The 17,379-nt window shown below is 69.5% G+C and carries 9 protein-coding genes; 7 read left to right on the forward strand and 2 right to left on the reverse strand.

Annotated elements, in window-relative coordinates:
• Positions 1-38 precede the first annotated feature (38 nt).
• A complete protein-coding gene (locus tag AU072_RS19455) occupies positions 39-1,721 on the reverse strand; it encodes a (2,3-dihydroxybenzoyl)adenylate synthase (protein WP_064415321.1) in 1,683 nt (560 codons plus the stop codon).
• A gap of 102 nt (positions 1,722-1,823) precedes the next feature.
• Between AU072_RS19455 and AU072_RS19460 the strand changes: the two genes are divergently transcribed.
• A complete protein-coding gene (locus AU072_RS19460) occupies positions 1,824-5,339 on the forward strand; it encodes a non-ribosomal peptide synthetase (RefSeq protein ID WP_082680935.1) in 3,516 nt (1,171 codons plus the stop codon).
• Positions 5,340-5,343: 4 nt separating this feature from the next.
• On the opposite strand, the gene AU072_RS19465 is transcribed toward AU072_RS19460, so the two are convergent.
• Positions 5,344-6,204, reverse strand: coding sequence for an LLM class F420-dependent oxidoreductase (locus tag AU072_RS19465; protein ID WP_064415322.1), 861 nt, complete (start codon positions 6,202-6,204; stop codon positions 5,344-5,346).
• Positions 6,205-6,326: 122 nt separating this feature from the next.
• Between AU072_RS19465 and AU072_RS19470 the strand changes: the two genes are divergently transcribed.
• From AU072_RS19470 to AU072_RS19495, 6 genes are all read left to right on the forward strand, one after another.
• Positions 6,327-8,153 (forward strand): ABC transporter ATP-binding protein, encoded by a 1,827-nt coding sequence (locus tag AU072_RS19470; protein ID WP_064415323.1) that lies wholly within the window; start codon positions 6,327-6,329, stop codon positions 8,151-8,153.
• The gene (locus tag AU072_RS19475; protein ID WP_064415329.1) at positions 8,150-9,886 is read left to right on the forward strand and encodes an ABC transporter ATP-binding protein; all 1,737 of its coding nucleotides are present in this window, start codon (positions 8,150-8,152) and stop codon (positions 9,884-9,886) included. The genes AU072_RS19470 and AU072_RS19475 overlap by 4 nt, the downstream gene beginning before the upstream one ends.
• Positions 9,887-10,135: 249 nt before the next feature.
• On the forward strand, positions 10,136-10,882 hold the full coding sequence (locus tag AU072_RS19480) for a thioesterase II family protein (RefSeq protein ID WP_064415324.1): 747 nt from the start codon (positions 10,136-10,138) through the stop codon (positions 10,880-10,882).
• On the forward strand, positions 10,872-12,203 hold the full coding sequence (locus AU072_RS19485; RefSeq protein ID WP_064415325.1) for a beta-ketoacyl [acyl carrier protein] synthase domain-containing protein: 1,332 nt from the start codon (positions 10,872-10,874) through the stop codon (positions 12,201-12,203). Before AU072_RS19480 ends, AU072_RS19485 begins: the two co-directional genes overlap by 11 nt.
• The gene (mbtD, locus tag AU072_RS19490; protein WP_064415326.1) at positions 12,203-15,142 is read left to right on the forward strand and encodes a mycobactin polyketide synthase MbtD; all 2,940 of its coding nucleotides are present in this window, start codon (positions 12,203-12,205) and stop codon (positions 15,140-15,142) included. Before AU072_RS19485 ends, mbtD begins: the two co-directional genes overlap by 1 nt.
• On the forward strand, positions 15,139-17,379 hold a 2,241-nt coding region (locus AU072_RS19495), incomplete at its 3' end, for a non-ribosomal peptide synthetase (RefSeq protein ID WP_165596691.1). The genes mbtD and AU072_RS19495, both read left to right, overlap by 4 nt.

A 17,379-nucleotide genomic window follows, 5' to 3' on the forward strand; every position in this document is an offset into this window, starting at 1 on the left:
CGGATTTCTGCCGCGGAGCTTCAGTTTCGGCGGTGACTTCAGGACATCAACTGCGTGACGACCTTCTTCTTGTCGACCTTGCCGACGGCGGTCTTGGGCAGCGTGGGCAGCGGCGCCAGCAGGTCGGGCCTGCAGTGCGCCGACACACCCCGCTCGTCGAGGAACTCGTTGAGCTCGGCCAGGGTGATCGGGGCGCCCTTGAACACGACAGCGGCGCAGATCTTTTCGCCGAGGAACTCATCGGGCAGCGCCACCGCCGCCGCGGTGTAGACCGCCGGGTGGGCGAACAGATGCTCCTCGAGGTCCGACGCCGACACCGTCTCGCCGCCGCGGTGGATGACGTCCTTGATGCGGCCGGTCACCTCGACGTAGCCGGCGCGCGGACCGTCGGCGAAGATCCGCACGCGGTCACCGCTGCGGTAGAAGCCGTCCGGGGTGAACGAACGGGCGTTGGCCTCCTCGGCGCGGTAGTAACCGTTGAGCGTGTAGGGGCCGCGTACCAGCAGCTCGCCCTCCTCGCCGGGCGCCACCTCCGCGCCGGACTCGTCGACGACGCGCATCTCGTCGTGCGCCGACATCGGTCTGCCCTGGGTGTTGACCACGACGTCGACGGGATCGCCGGGCCGGGTGAAGTTCAGCATGCCCTCGGCCATCCCGAAGATCTGCTGCAGCCCCGGCGTGAGGCCGGACAGGATGTACTCGGCCTCCTGCGGTGTCATCCGGGAACCGCCGACCTGGACGAGCCGCAGCCCCGTCGGCAGCACCGGCTCCCACTCGCAGGCCTGGGTCCATACCTTGGCCAGCGCGTTGACCAGCGCGGTGACCGTGACATTGTGCCGGTCGATCAGCGCGAACGCGGCCTCCGGGCTCGCGTCGGCGGTGAAGACCGACGTCGCGCCGACGGTCATCGACCCGAGCAAGCCCGGGCACGCAAGCGGGAAATTGTGTCCGGCGGGCAACACCACGAGATAGACGTCGTCGCCGGTGAGGTGGCACTCCTGGGCGCTCGCCCTCGCGGTGTAGAGGTAGTCGTTGTGGGTCCGGGCGATGAGCTTCGGCAGACCCGTGGTGCCCCCTGACACCAGAAGGAGGGCGGGGGCATCGGGATCGAACGGTGCCCGCTCGCACAGTGGACCATCGAAATCGGCCAGCGCGGACCAGGATTGGAAGCGTCCCGGGTCTCCGTGGACGAACACGTGCTGCAGCGCCGGATTGTTGCTGACGAGTTCGTCGGCGAGTTCGCGGTAGTCGAAGCCGCCGACCGAATCGGGCACGATCAGGCCCACCGCGCCGCTGACCGCGGCGAAATGGTTCAGCTCCGCCGACCTGTGCCCCGGCAGGCACATCACGGGGACGACGCCCGCCCGCAGCACACCGAACAGGGCCACGGCGAATTCGCAGGTGTTCGGGAGCTGTAGAAGCATGCGGTCTCCGGGAGCGATGCCGCGATCGGCCAGCGCCGCCGCGATCCGCTCGGCGCGGGCATCGAGTTCGGCGAACGTGTAGCTGACCTGGTTGTCGATCACCGCGGTCCGGTCGGGCCACGCCGCGACCGCATCGGTCAGGATCGACTCGAGTGGTTCGTCGGTCCAGTAACCCGCGCGGCGGTACTCGTCGGCGCGGTCTGCGGGGAAAGGTACGAAACCCGTTCCGAGGTCGCCGAGCCCACCGCTCCGAAGGGGCTGATCTTGTTGTGGGCGCTGCTCGAAACCGGTGCTCATAAAGGATGCGACCCCTTGGGGTAGGTGTGTTCGGTGCGTCGAATATAAGGTAGCGTGCCCCGCGTTAGTTAGGGCAGCCTGTACTAATCCGGAGGACGCGTCGTGGGTGTGGGTGAGACTGGTTCGCTGACCGGGCAAGGGACCGAGCGAACGACCGATCGCACCGTCCGCGAGGAGGTCGCCGAGCTCCTCGGGGTGAGTCCCGACGAGGTCGACCCGAACGCCGACCTGATCGCCTCCGGACTCGACTCGATCCGCATGATGTCGCTGTCGGGCCGGTGGCGCAAGCAGGGCATGGACATCAACTTCGCCGCCCTCGCGGAGAACCCCACGGTGGCGGCGTGGTCGGCGCTGGTCGCCGAGCGGTCCGGTGGCGGCGAAGCCGAGCCGGCGGCGGCGCACACGGCGACCGGCGACGAGAACGAACCCTTCCCGTTGGCGCCGATGCAGCACGCGATGTGGTTGGGCCGCAACGACGATCAGCAACTCGGCGGGGTGGCCGCGCATCTGTACGTCGAGTTCGACGGCGCCGGCGTCGACCCCGAGCGGCTGCAGGATGCGGCGACGAAACTCGTTGCGCGCCATCCGATGCTGCGTGTGGAGATCCTCCCCGACGGCACCCAGCGGATCGGTGACCGGGGTCTACCGGTGTCGGTCCACGATCTGCGCGACCTGGACGCCGCGGAGGCCGAGCAGCGCCTCGAAACCATCCGGCACGAGAAGTCGCATCAGATCCTCGACGGTGACGTGCTCGAGTTGAGCTTGTCGCTGCGTCCCGACGGTCGCACCCGGCTGCACGTCGACATGGACATGAACGCCGCCGACGCGGTGAGCTACCGCAAGTTCATGGCCGACCTCGCGGTGTTCTACCGCGGCGGCGACCTTCCCGACCTGGGATACACCTATCGGGAGTACCGCGCCGCGCTGGCCGCGTCCGATCCGGGGCCCTCCGACGAGGATGTGCGGTGGTGGGCCGAGCGCATCCCCGAACTTCCCGAATCGCCCGCGCTGCCGCTGATTCCGCCCGCCGAACAGGACGACCCCCGGCGCAGCATCCGGCTCTGGCACATCTTCGACGTCCCGACGCGCGACGCGTTGTTCGCCGCCGCGCACCGCCGTGGCATCACGCCGGCAATGGCCGTCGCGGCGTCGTATTCCCATGCGCTGGCACGCTGGTCGAGCGGTTCGCGGTTCCTGCTGAACCTGCCGATGTTCGGCCGTGAGCCGTTCCATCCCGACGTCGAGAAACTCGTGGGCTGCTTCACGTCGTCGTTGATGCTCGACATCGACCTCACCGAAGCCCGCACGCCCGCGCAGCGGGCGCGCGCCGTGCAGGAGACGCTGCACCACACCGCACGGCATTCGCGATACTCGGGCCTGTCGGTGTTGCGCGATCTCGGGCGCCACCGGGGCAACCAGGTGCTGGCGCCGATCGTCTACACCAGCGCGCTGGGACTCGGCGACCTGTTCGCCGGCGAGGTCACCGACCAGTTCGGGGCCCCGGTGTGGACGATCTCGCAGGGCCCGCAGGTGCTCATCGACGCGCAGGCGACCCCGCTCGCCGACGGTCTGATGATCAACTGGGATGTGCGCGTCGACGCGTTCCGGCCCGGTGTCGCCGACGCGATGTTCGCCTACCACCTCGCCGAGCTGACCCGGCTCGCGACCGACGACGCCGCGTGGGACGCTCCCGATCCGCCCGCGGTGCCCGAGACGCAGCGAGCCGTGCGGCGGGCGGTCAACAGCACGACGGCGCCGCCGAGCGGCGAGGCGATCCACGACGGGTTCTTCACCCAAGCGCTCGCGGACCCCGACACGCCGGCGGTGTTCAGCCGCGACGGCGACCTGACCTACGCCGAGCTTCGTGACCGGGCCCTGGGGGTGTCGGCGGCGTTGCACGACAACGGCGTTCGCCCCGGTGACCTCGTCGCGCTGATCGGCCCCAAGTGCGCCGAACAGATCCCCGCCGTGCTCGGCATCCTCGCGGCGGGTGCCGCCTACCTTCCGATCGGCACGGACCAGCCCGCCGAGCGCACCGCGCGGATTCTCGAGTCGAGTGCGGTGGCCGCGGTCCTCGTGTGCGGCGGCACCGGGGCGAACCACACCGGGACGAACCACACCGGCGTGCCGGTCATCACCGTCGCCGACGCGATCACCCGCGACACCTCCGACGTGCAGCCCGCCCGGACCGACCCGAATTCGCTTGCCTACGTGCTGTTCACCTCGGGTTCGACCGGTGAACCCAAGGGCGTGGAGCTCACCCACGACGCGGTGATGAACACCATCGAGTTCGTCTCCGACCGTTTCGGGCTGCACCGGGGTGATCGCAGCCTTGCGCTGGCCTCGCTGGAAGCCGACATGTCGGTGCTCGAGATCTTCGCGCTGCTGCGCGCGGGCGGCGCGGTCGTGGTGGTCGACGAGGATCAGCGCCGCGATCCGGACACCTGGGCGCGGTTGATCCAGCAGCACGGCGTGACGTTCCTGAACTGGATGCCCGGATGGCTCGACATGCTGCTCGAGGTCGGCGGCGACCGGCTGAGCAGCCTGCGGGTGGTCCTGCTCGGTGGCGACTGGGTGCGGCCGGAACTGATTCGGGCCCTGCGTAACTCGGCCCCGGACGTCCGCGCCGCCGGTTTGGGCGGCGCGACCGAGACCGCTGTGCACGGAACGATCTGTGAGGTCGGTGATCCGCCCGCGCACTGGACATCGGTGCCTTACGGCACGCCCTTCCCGAACAACGCCTGCCGCGTGGTGGCCGCCGACGGGTCGGACTGCCCCGACTGGGTCCCCGGCGAACTGTGGTTCACCGGCCGCGGCATCGCCCGCGGTTACCGCGGGCGACCCGACCTGACCGCTGAGAAGTTCGTCGAGTACGACGGCCGAACGTGGTACCGCACCGGCGATCTCGTTCGCTACCTTCCCGACGGCACACTGGAGTTCGTCGGCCGTGTCGACCACCGGGTCAAGATCAGCGGATACCGCATCGAACTCGGCGAGGTCGAGGCCGCCCTCAAGCGGGTCGCTGGAATCGACGCCGCGGTGGCGGCCGTCATTCCCGGTGAGCGCGATGTGCTGGCGGCTCTGGTGCGCACCGACGATCCCGCGGTCGATGCGCGGGCGGTCACCGCGGCCATGACCGATCTCGTTCCCGCCCACATGATCCCGAAGATCATCGCGGTCGCCGACCGTGTCCCGTTCACCGTCAACGGCAAGATCGACCGCAAGGCCGTGGCGCGCCTGCTGGCCGACGTGGAACCGCCCGCCGCACAGGAGTATCGGGCGCCGGCCACCCCTTTGGAGTCCGCGCTGGTGGCGATCGTCGAAGACGTGCTCGACGTCGACGACGACGTCCGCGTGGGTGTCGACGACGACTTCTTCTCCCTCGGTGGGGATTCCGTGCTGGCCACCCAGGTGATCGCGCGGGTGCGCGACTGGCTGGACACCCCCACGGTGTTGGTCACCGACATGTTCGCCGCCCGGTGCGTCGCCAGGCTCGCCGAGCGACTCCTCGGTCGCGAACCCGACGGCGAGCGCCTCAACGCCGTCGCCGAGGTGTACCTGGAGGTCGCGCAGATGGACAGCGCCGCGGTGCTGTCCGAGCTCGGGTCGTCAGCCTAGGGTCTCAGCGGAGTGCCTGAGACAACCGACGCCACTGATCGCGCGGGAACGCCCGCGGGTCGGCGGTCAGCACCTGCACGCACACGTGGTCGGCACCGGCATCGAGGTGCTGCTGGACCCGGCTGAGCACGGTCTGTTCGTCGCCCCAGGCGATGATCGCGTCGAACAACCGGTCGCTGACCGTCTCCACGTCCTCCTCGGTGAACCCCGTCCGCAACAGGTTGTTGCGGTAGTTGGGCAGCGCCAGATACGAACGCAGCCAATCGGTTCCGACCGAACGCGCCTCGTCGCGGTCGGTGGTGAGCAGTACGGTCTGCTCGGGCAGCAGCAGCGGGCTCTCGCCCAGCTGTTCGCGGGCGTACCGAGTGTGGTCGGGGGTGACGAGGTAGGGGTGCGCTCCGCGGGCGCGGGTTGCGGCCAGTTCGAGCATCTTGGGGCCCAGGGCCGCGAGCACCCGGTTGGCGACCGGAACCGGTTGCGGGGTCGCATCGATCGCGTCCAGGTACTTGCGGGTCGCGGCCAGCGGCTTGCGGTAGAGCCCCGGTTCCTTGCTGTCGATCAGCGGGGCGTGGCTGACCCCGATGCCCAGCAGGAAGCGCTCGCCGTGGCTCTCGGTCAGCGCCGCGTAACGGGCGGCCACGTCGGCGGGCTCGTGCATCCAGAGGTTGAGGATCCCGGTGGCGATGACCACCTGCCTGGTCGCCGAGAGCAGGTGCTCGACCGAATCGAGGACCGGCCCGCCGACGTCGGGGATCCACAGTGCGGTGAACCCGAGGTCCTCCAACTCCGCGGCGGCCTCGGCCGCTTCACCCTGATCGCCGTAGCGCAACTGCGAACTCCAGATACCGACGCCTGCCAGATCCATGAACGATCCCTTCGAAAGGTGCGAGCTCGTAACCGACGTCCTCACGTTACGTAGCGACCGCCGCCTCTTGAGCGACCGGTAGGGTTAGGCGACCCTTACCCATCGCTAGACCTGGAGGGTGCATGACCGCTGTGCAACCCGCGCCCGCCATCGAGACGGGTTCCCCCGAAACCGCGGCCGACACGGCCAAGCGGGCAGCCACCTACGACAAGCTCGCGCTGCAGCAGCTGCTCGCCCCCACCCGGGCCCGCTCGTCGCGGGCGCAGCGCTACCAGCTGCTGGCCTCGGCGGCGACGATCGTGCCGTTCATCGGCATCGTGGAGATAGGCCGTGAACTGCTCGCCGACGGACCGCCGGACACCACCAGACTCTGGACCGTCGTCGCCATCGTGATCGTCGCGCTGCTGGTGCGCACCCTCGCCGGCGGTGCCGCGCTCACGATCACCCATTTCGCCGACGTGGATCTGCAGCGGTCGTTGCGGCTGCGCATCGTCGACAAGCTCGGCCGGTTGCCGCTGGGTTGGTTCGGCGGTAAGTCGTCGGGGGAGGTGAACAAGGCCGTCCAGAACGACGTCGGTGAACTGCATTTCCTGGTCGCCCATTCGGCCGTGGAGAACACCGGTGCGCTGGCCACCCCGTTGTTCGGCCTGATCTATTGCTTCTACCTCGACTGGCGGTTGGGCCTGCTGGCAATGGCCACCGTGCCGTTCTACATCGGCATCTACCTCGCGCTGGGCCGCGACTCCCGAACGCAGATGGAACGGCTCGACCGGGGGGTCGAACGGATCAGCGCCACCATCGTCGAGTTCATCGCCGGAGTGTCGGTGGTCAAGACGTTCGGCCAGGCCGGCAAGGCGCACAAGCGCTTCGCCGACGCCGCCGACGAATTCAACGAGAGCTTCGCCGGGTGGATCGGACCGCTGGTCCGGGTCAAAGCGGTGTCGTCGGTGTTCATCGACACCCCGGTTCTGCTGCTGGCCAACCTGGCCGGCGGATACTGGTTCGTCCGCAGCGGCTGGGTCAGCCCGATCGAGGTACTGGGCTCGACGCTGGTCGCGGTGACCATTCCGGCGGCCGTCCTGACCGTCGGCTACTCCACCCACATCAAACGGCAGGCCGCGGCCGCCGCCGGGCGCCTGCAGCGCCTCCTGGACACGCCCGTCCTGCCCGTCGCGCGCGAACCTGCGGTACCGCAGGACAATTCGATCCGATTCGAGGATGTCCGATTCTCCTACGACGGCGAGAACACCGTGCTGCACGACGTCTCGCTCACACTGGCGGCGGGGACCATCACCGCGCTCGTCGGACCGTCGGGCAGCGGCAAGTCGACGCTGGCCACCCTCGTGCCGCGCTTCCATGACGTCACCGCGGGCGCGGTGCGCGTCGGCGGTGTCGACGTCCGCGACATCGCCCCTGCCGAGTTGTACCGACACGTCGGGTTCGTGCTGCAGGACGTGCAACTGCTCGGCATCAGCGTCGCCGACAACATCCGTCTCGGGCGCGCCGATGCCACCGACGACGACGTCGTCGCCGCGGCCAAGGCCGCCCGTATCCACGACCGGATCCTGCAGCTGCCAAGGGGCTACGACTCCGTCATCGACGAGGACGCCCACTTCTCCGGCGGCGAGGCTCAGCGCGTCAGCATCGCGCGCGCGGTACTGGCCGACACCCCGATCCTGGTGCTCGACGAGGCGACCGCGTTCGCCGACCCCGATTCGGAGGCCCAGATCCAAGAGGCGTTGTCGCGGCTCATCGCCGGGCGCACCGTGCTGGTCATCGCGCACCGGCTGGGCTCGATCGTCTCCGCCGACAACGTGGTCGTGCTGGATCAGGGGCGCGTCGTCGAACAGGGCAAGCATGACGAACTGATCGCCGCGGGCGGGCAGTACGCGCGCATGTGGCAGTCCTACACGGCAGGCCACGCACGGGAATGGGAGGTGGCCCGATGATCCGGGGCTTTCTGCAGATCCTCGGCCCGCAGCGCGGCCGGATGTTCAGCTTCCTGTCGGTGGTGACCGTCTACGGCGTCGTGCACGGCCTGGTGATGCTGCTCCTGGTGCCGGTGACCGTGTCGCTGTTCGACGGCGACTACGCCGCCACCGGCCGCTGGCTGGGCTTGATGGCGATCACCGTGCTGGTCGCCTCGGTGCTCAGCTACGTCCAAGCCAAACTGGCGATCCGCATGGCGCTGACCACGATGCGGCTGCTGCACCACCGGCTGGGCGATCACATGGTGACCCTGCCGCTGGGGTGGTTCAGCCGCGAGAAGGTCGGCAAGGTGTCCCAGATCGCGGTCAAGGGAACGGTTTTCGTCGGCACCAGCGGCGGCAACCTGGTCACGCCGCTGGTGGTCAACACCGTCAGCGCGCTCACCGTGGTGGTCGGTCTGTTCTACTTCGACTGGCGGATCGGGGTCGTCGCGCTGGCCGGCGGTGTGCTGCTGGTGGTGTGCGGACGGTTCGCCTCCCGGCTGATCGCGGGCGCCGAGGTGCGCACCCACGACGCGGCGATCGAGGTCAACAACCGGGTGATCGAGTTCGCGCGGTACCAGCCCGTGCTGCGGGCCTTCGGGCGCACCGGGGCCGACTACACACCGCTCGGCGACGCGCTGCAGACCCAGCATCGCGCCGGACGCGCCGCCTTGTGGCAGTCGGTCACCGGACTGCTGCTGAACGGCGTTGCCGTGCAGGCGGTTTTCTCGGCGCTGATCGCCGCGGGGGTGTGGATCGCGGTACAAGGCGACATCAACCCCGTCACGCTCGTGGCCATCCTCGGGCTCGCCGCCCGGTTCGCCTCACCGCTGTCGCAGCTGGCCGAACTCGGGTCCGCGGTCAGGCTGGCAACCGCGGAGCTCGGGCGCATCACCTCGATCCTGGACACCCCGTCCTTGGCCGAGCCGCCCGCCGCAAGTGCGCTTCCGACACCCGGACGAGTCGAGCTCGACCGCGTCGCGTTCGGCTACTCGGACCGCGAGGTGCTCACGGACGTGAGTTTCGTCGCCGAACCGGGCACCATGACCGCGCTGGTCGGCCCGTCGGGCTCGGGTAAGTCGACGATCACCCGGCTGATCGCGCGCTTCTACGACGTCGACGGCGGCGTGGTCCGGGTGGGCGGCGTGGACGTGCGCGACCAGCTGACCGCGGACCTGATGTCGCAATTGTCGCTGGTCTTCCAGGACGTGTACCTGTTCGACGACACGCTGTGGGAGAACATCCGCATCGGTCGGCCCGCCGCCGACGATGCCGCCATCGTCGAGGCGGCTCGCACGGCGGGCCTGTTGTCGGTCGTGGAGCGATTGCCCGACGGCTGGCAGACCCGGGTCGGTGAAGGCGGTTCGGCGCTTTCGGGCGGCGAACGGCAGCGGGTGTCGATCGCCCGGGCGCTGGTCAAGAATGCGCCCATCGTGTTGTTCGACGAGGCGACCAGCGCGCTGGACCCCGAAAACGAACATCACGTCGCCGAGTCCATCCGGACGCTGGCGCAACACAGCACCGTCATCGTGATCGCGCACAAGCTGTCCACGGTCACTGCCGCCGACAACATCGTGGTGCTCTCCGCCGACGGTGCGGTCGAGGACCAGGGCAGCCATGCCGAGTTGATGGCGCGCGGTGGCCAGTACGCGCAGTTCTGGAACCAACGTGTGGCCGCGAGCGGTTGGGTGATGGCCGCGGCGGAAGGGTAGCCGCGTTCGCGCACGTCGCGGCCGGTACGGCTACGCGAAGCAGCGAACGCGACAGGACCGGGATGCCCCTTGGTGGAGGGGCGACGTAGGCGTGTCCGGGTCGCGAAGGATAGGGTAACCTCACTTCCGATTTAGGACAGCCTGCGCTAATCACACGGAGGAATTCATGAGTGTTTTCACCGCGGAACCGCAGGCCCGCTCAGCCCATCTGCTGAGCCTTCGCCGCCGCCCCGACGCGTCTGAAACGCGATGATCGACGAACGGAGCCAGCTGACCTTCGCGCCCTGGATCAAACGTTCGGCGGGGCAGTCCTCAGACGGCGCGACCGTCGTCTTCCCTCACGCCGGCGGTGCGGCGGCGGCCTACCGGGCGTTCGCCTCGGCGTTGGCCCGCACCGGGGACGACGCGTACGTGGTCCAGTACCCGCAGCGCGCGGACCGGCTGCGCCATCCCGCCCCGGAGACGGTGCAGGACCTGGCCGCCGATCTGTTCGCCGCCGGGGACTGGTCTGAATTGGGACCGCTGCGGTTGTTCGGCCACTGCATGGGTGCGGTGATCGCGTTCGAGTTCGGCCGCGTGGCCGAGCGCAACGGCGTTCCGGTTCGCCAGCTGTGGGTCTCGGCGAGCCAGGCGCCGTCGACCATCGCCACCTCACCGCGCCTGCCGACGGCCGAGGCGGAAGTCGTCGCCAACATGGTCGACCTCGGCGGGACCGACCCCCGCCTACTGGCCGACGAGGATTTCATCGAACTGCTCGTTCGCGCGGTGCGTGCGGACTACACGGCGTTCAACCGCTACGCGTGCGAACCCGACGTCCGTCTCGCCGCAGACATCCACACCGTCGGTGGTCGCGACGATCACCGGATAACCCCAGACATGTTGCGCGGATGGGAGACTCACACCCAAGGCGCCTTCACGCTCTCGTTGTTCGACGGCGGCCACTTCTACATCAACGACCATCTCGACGCCGTCGCGGAGTTGGTCAATGCCGGCTAGCGCGCCCGACGGCGTCAGCGACGATCCGATCGTCATCGTGGGGATGGCGATCGAGGCGCCGGGAGGAATCGGCACCGCCGACGACTACTGGGACCTGTTGGTCAACCGCCGCGAGGGCCTGTGCCCGTTCCCCCGTGACCGCGGCTGGTCGGTCCGCGACATCCTCGACGGCTCGGCGCGCGACGGGTTCAAGCGCATCCACGATCTCGGCGGGTTCCTTTCCGGAGCAGCCGAATTCGATCCGGAATTCTTCGGGATCTCGCCGCGGGAGGCGGTCGCGATGGACCCGCAGCAGCGGGTCGCGCTTCGCGTGGCATGGCGGGCGCTGGAGAACAGCGGCATCAACCCCGACGACCTCGCGGGCCACGACGCCGGCTGCTACGTGGGCGCTTCGGTGATGGGATACGGCCCCGATCTGGCCGAATACTCCAACCTCACAGGGCATTTGATGTCCGGGACCGCGCTCGGCGTGATCTCGGGGCGCATCGCCTACACACTCGGCCTCGCCGGACCCGCGTTGACCATCGACACCTCGTGCTCATCGACGCTGACCGCGATCCACACCGCTTCACAGTCGCTGCGGTCGGGAGACTGCGACCTGGCGCTGGCCGGAGGCGTCTGCGTCATGGGCTCAGCCGGCTTCTTCGTCGAGTTCTCCAAACAACATGCGCTGTCCGACGACGGACACTGCCGCCCCTACAGCGCACAGGCCAGCGGCACCGTCTGGGCCGAGGGTGCGGCCATGTTCGTGCTGCAGCGCCGGTCGCGCGCGCTGCGCGACGGACGCCAGGTCCTCGCCGAGTTGCGCGCCGCCTGCCTCAACCAGGACGGCCGCTCCGTCGGCCTGACCGCACCGAGCGGTCCGGCCCAGGCGCGGTTGTTCGCACGAGCCCTCGAACAGAGCGGACTGAGTCCGCAGGACATCGGGATGGTCGAGGGTCACGGCACCGGCACCCGACTCGGGGACCGCACCGAGCTGATCTCGCTCGCCGGGACCTACGGCGCCACCGAACCCGGCCAAGGCCCGCTACTCGGCTCGGTGAAGTCCAACCTCGGACACACGCAGGCCGCCGCCGGGGGACTCGGGCTGGCCAAAGCCCTGGTCGCCGCCGAACACGGCGCCATCCCCGCCACCTTGCACACCGACGAGGCCAGCCGCGAAATCGACTGGGACAGCCAAGGGTTGCGGCTCGCATCGGAGCTGACGCCCTGGCCCACCACCAACGGGGAACGGTTCGCGGCGGTCACCGCGTTCGGCATGAGCGGCACCAACGCCCATGTGATCGTGTCGATTCCGTCGACCCGACCCGAGGCGGCGTGATGGCCACCGGTTTCCCCGACGGTCGGGTGCCCGTCGTGTTGAGCGCGCACGCCGAGGAACTGCTGGCCGCCGACGCCGAGGCGATACTGCGCTACCTCGATCGCGGTCCCGACGTGGAGGCGGTGGCCGCGACCTTGATGCGCACCCGGCGCTTGCGCAGGCATCGCGCGGTGGTGCGCGCCGCCGACACCGCCGAACTGGCCGAAGGTCTCCGCGCGATCGCCGACCGCGGCACGCATCCGCTGGTGGCCTGCTCATCGCAATCAACCGCGCCGCGAACGGCTTTCGTCTTCCCCGGACAGGGCAACCAGTGGCCGTCCATGGGAGCGGACGCCTACCGGCGGTCCGCGGTGTACCGCATGCACGCCGACCGGTGCGCCGAGGCGTTCGTCGCCGCGAGGCAGCCGTCACCGCTGCCGTACCTGACCGCCGAGACCAACGGCGGGGCGTGGTCGCAGACACAGATCCAGTCGGCGCAGTTCACCCATGCCGTCGCGCTGGCCCAGATGTGGCGCTCGTGCGGAATCGCGCCCGACCTGGTCGTCGGACACAGCCTCGGTGAGGTCGCCGCCGCCTACGTCGCCGGAAGCATCGCGTTGCCCGACGCGGCCGCTGTGGTCATCGCGCGCGCCACGGCAGTCGAGCGCCTCGCCGGCGACTACGGCATGGCCGCGCTGGGGGTCTCACTCGCCGACGCCGAGCGGTTGATCGGGTCCACGCCGGGATGGCTGGAGGTGTCGGCGGTCAACGCCGGTGCGTCGGTGGCGGTGTCGGGGGAGCGCGCCGCGATCGGCGCGCTCGTTGCGGCCGCTACCGAACAGGGTCTGTTCGCCCGCGAACTCGACGTGAACTACCCCGGACACACCAGTGCGTTGGAGCGGGTCCGCGAGGACCTGCTCGCGATGCTCCCGGACGCCGAGTTCGCCGACGCCCCAGTCGAATTCATCGGCTCCACCACCGCCGATGTGGTACCCGCACGCACCGGGTTCACCTCCTACTGGTACCAGAACCTGCGCAACACCGTGCGGTTCGACCGGGCCGTCACGACCGCGGGCCGCCGCGGTGCCACGGCATACATCGAGATGTCGGCGCATCCGGCCCTGCTGTTCGCGCTGGGGGACCTGCTGGCCGAGGAGGACCCGTTGGTCGTCGGATCGGGGCATCGTGACCTTCCGCTCATCGACTCGGTGTCGGCCAACATCGCCACCGCCGCGGTGGGCAACTCCGAATTCCGCTGGACCGACCTGCTCGACGTCGCTGCGCAACCCCACTTGCGCGGCTTCCCGAACGCGCCGATGCGGGCGGTGCGGCTGTGGGCACAACCGCAGCCGTTGGCCCCGGTCTACGGCCTGACCGTCGCCCGCGAGAAATGGGACGTCACCACCGCACGCCCGGCGGGATCCGCACCGCGCGTGGCGGTCATCGAGCTTGCCGGCCCGCGCGGGCCGCTCGCTGCGCGACTGCGGTCGGCCCTGCAGGACAACGGGTCCGACGTGGTCGAGCCGTCCGAGGCCGAACTCGTCGTCGCGGTCGCGCCCCTGCTGGACCATCCCGACGCCGAACGTGCGGCCCAGGACCTCTCGCAGCTCGTCGGCGCGGGTCTGCTCGATTATGTCGACGAACCGGGAAAGCACTGCCGCGCGGTGTGTCTGGTCACGGTCGGCGGTGAGCACGTCCAGGCGCGGGAGCCGGTCGCGTTGCCGGCGCAGACCGCGCTGGCAGCGATGCACCGCAGTCTCGGCCTCGAGCGACCCGAGCAGGCGTTCAGGCATCTGGACCTGCCGTCGTGGGAGCCCGACGACGCACTCACCGCAGCGGCGGTGGGCGCGCTTCTGTCCGGCGGCGACGAACTGGCCGTGCGCGACGATGGTCCGGGCCCAACGGTTTTCTCGCGCTCCGTCGGCGAGGCGGTGGAGCCCGCGCCGTCGTGGCTCTCGGCGCGCGGCGTGTTCGACGACGTCGTGATCACCGGCGGCAACGGTGCGGTGGGCATGCATTTCGCGCGGTACCTGGCCGCCCACGGGGCGCGCCGCATCGTGCTGCTCAGCCGTCGCGGCGTCGATGACGCAGTCCAGGCCGAAATCGCCGCGATCGCACCGGATACCGAGGTCTTCGCGCCACGCTGTGACATCACCTCCACCGAGGACGTGGCCGCCGCGGCCGAGGAGTTCGGCGGTGAGGGTGTGTCCCTGCTCATCCACGCCGCGGGCGCGGCGGCCTTCGCCGACCGCGACGCGCTCACACCGGAGACGTTCGTCGATGCGGCAGCCGCGAAGATCGGCGGGCTGGCCAGGGTGACCGAGCTTTGGCCGATGCGCGCAGACGCTCGGATCCTGGTGTGCTCCTCGGTGTCCGGAGTGTGGGGCGGGCGCGGGCACGCGGCATACTCGGCCGCAAACCGGATGCTCGACGTGATGGCGGGCCAACTGCGGGCCAAGGGCCAGCACTGCGTGGCCGCCAGGTACGGACTGTGGCGCGGTAGCGGCATCGCCGACGCATCCGAGGTGACCAAGATCGAGCGGTCCGGTCTGCTGGCGATGTCCCCGGACGCCGCCGTCGAGGCCAGCTTGCGGGACCACGGCGAGGATCCGTTGCTGTTCAGCGCCGACCAGGCCCGGCTGCGGGTGTTCCTGGAGAGCCGGACCGCCGAGCGCACCGAGACAGCCGCGGCGACAAGCGAACCCGATGCCGACACGACGACGCTGGTCACCGCGGAGCTGGGTGCGGTGCTCAACATCGACGCGGGCTCGATCGACCTGGAGACCTCGTTGCTGGACCTGGGGGTCGACTCGCTGCTGGCTCTGGATCTGCGTAAGCGCCTGCAACGGACGACCGGACACAAGGTGTCGCTGGCAGTCCTGCTCGGCGGCATCACCGGCGGCGAACTCATCGCCGACCTCGACAGCAAAGAACGATCAGAGAAGGTGGACAACGCGTGACTGACACGGTCGATATCCGCGAGCAGGTTCAGGACCGCCGGCTGGAGCTGTTGCGCCGCAAGCTCGCCGAGCGGGGTCTGCGCGCGGAGAACACCGCGACCGGGGAACAAAGCGGACTGTCCGACGGGCAGCGCCGCATGTGGTTCGTCCAAGCGGCCGACCCCACCGGTGCCATCCTCAACATCTGCCTGTCCTACCGGCTCACCGGTGACCTGGACGCCGCCCGGCTGCACGACGCCGTCAACGCGGTCGCCGCACGGCACGCCGCGCTGCGCACCACCTACGGCGTCGACGAAGACGGCGAACCACAACCGACCGTCCACGACGACCTGGCCCCCGGCTGGGCCGTGCACGACCTGACCGAGCTGACCGAGCATGCGCGCCGGCTCCGCCTGGAGGTGCTGGCCCAGCGTGAGTTCTGCGCTCCTTTCGACCTGAGCACCGACTCGCCGCTGCGGCTCACCGTCGTGCGCACCGCCCCCGACGAACACGTCATGCTGCTCGTCGCGCACCACATCGCCTGGGACGACGGCTGCTGGCAGGTCTTCTTCGGCGATCTCACCCGCGCGTACACCGGTGAGGCGCTGGCGCCCGCGGTCACACCGCCGTCGCACGGCCTCGGCCCGGTCGACGAGGACCTGGAGTTTTGGCGCGACACGCTCGCCGACCCACCGGAGCCGCTGGAGCTGCCCGGGCCCAACGGGTCGGCGGTGCCGACGAACTGGCGTTCGCAGCGGTTGACGCTGCAGTTGCCGGACGCAACGGTCGAACGGGTCGCCGCGCTGGCCAAGGAGGCCGGCGCGACGCCGTACATGGTGCTGCTGGCCGGATTCGGGGTACTGCTGCATCGCTACACCCACGCCGACGACTTCCTGGTCGCCACACCGGTTCTCAACCGCACCGCCGACGTCGAGGACGTCATCGGTTACTACGGCAACACGGTGGCACTGCGCTTGCGTCCGGGTGCCCATCAGAGCTTCCGCGACGTCCTGGCGCACGCCCGTGACACCGCGGTCGGTGCGTTCGCACATCAGCGCGTCAACCTGGACAGAGTGGTGCGCGAACTGAATCCCGACCGCCGCCACGGCGTGGAGCGGATGACGCGGGTGACCTTCGGCGCGCGCGGCGCCGACGGGCAGGGCTTCAACCCGCCCGGAATCACCTGTCGCCGAGCCGAATTGCGCGGTCACCACACTCAGCTGCCGTTGGGCTTCATGGTGGAGTTCGACGCGCCGGGGATCGTGGTGGAAGCCGAGTACCTCGTCGAGATACTCGACGCACCGCTGGTGCGCCAGCTGCTCGAGCACTACGCGGTGCTGCTCGACGATGCGCTGCAACGACCCGACGTTCCCGTCAGCGAGCTCGACCTGATGGCGCCCGAGGACGTCGAGTGGTTGCGCCGGGTCTCGGCGGGTGAGGAATTCGACACCGCCCCCTCGACGATGACGGCGCTGGTGGAAGCGCAGGCGGCACGCACCCCCGACGCCGTCGCCGTGGTCTATGAGGGACGCAACTACACGTACCGGGAGCTCAACGATTCGGCGAACCGGTTGGCGCACTGGCTGATCGAGCGCGGCATCGGCACCGAGGACCGTGTGGCGGTGCTGCTGGACCGTTCACCGGAGCTGGTGATCACGGCGCTGGGGGTGATCAAGGCGGGCGCGGTGTACCAGCCCGTCGACCCGACCTACCCCGAGGACCGGCTGACATTCATCCTGTCGGACTCCGATCCGAAACTGGCCATCTACGAACCGGTCACCGATCTCGACCGGTTCCCGGACACCAACCCCACCGATGCCGAGCGCGTCCGCCCGCTGTACCCGGAGAGCACCGCCTACCTGATCTACACCTCGGGTTCGACCGGTCTGCCCAAGGGCGTCCCGGTGGCCCACAAGCCGGTCGCCGAATATTTCGTCTGGTTCAAGGGCGACTACGGGATCGACGAGAACGAGCGGCTGCTGCAGGTCGCCTCGCCGAGCTTCGACGTCTCGATCGCCGAGATTTTCGGCATGCTCGCGTGCGGCGGCCGGCTGGTCATTCCGCGTCCGGACGGACTTCGCGACGTCGGCTACCTCACCGACCTGCTGCACGACGAGGGCATCACCTCCATGCATTTCGTGCCCTCGCTGCTGGGCCTGTTCCTGTCGCTGCCCGGCGTCAACCAGTGGCGGACACTGCAACGGGTGCCCATCGGCGGCGAGGCGCTGCCCGGCGAGCTGGCCGACAAGTTCCACGCC

The organism is Mycolicibacterium novocastrense (genome assembly GCF_001499835.1).
Taxonomy (GTDB): domain Bacteria; phylum Actinomycetota; class Actinomycetes; order Mycobacteriales; family Mycobacteriaceae; genus Mycobacterium; species Mycobacterium novocastrense.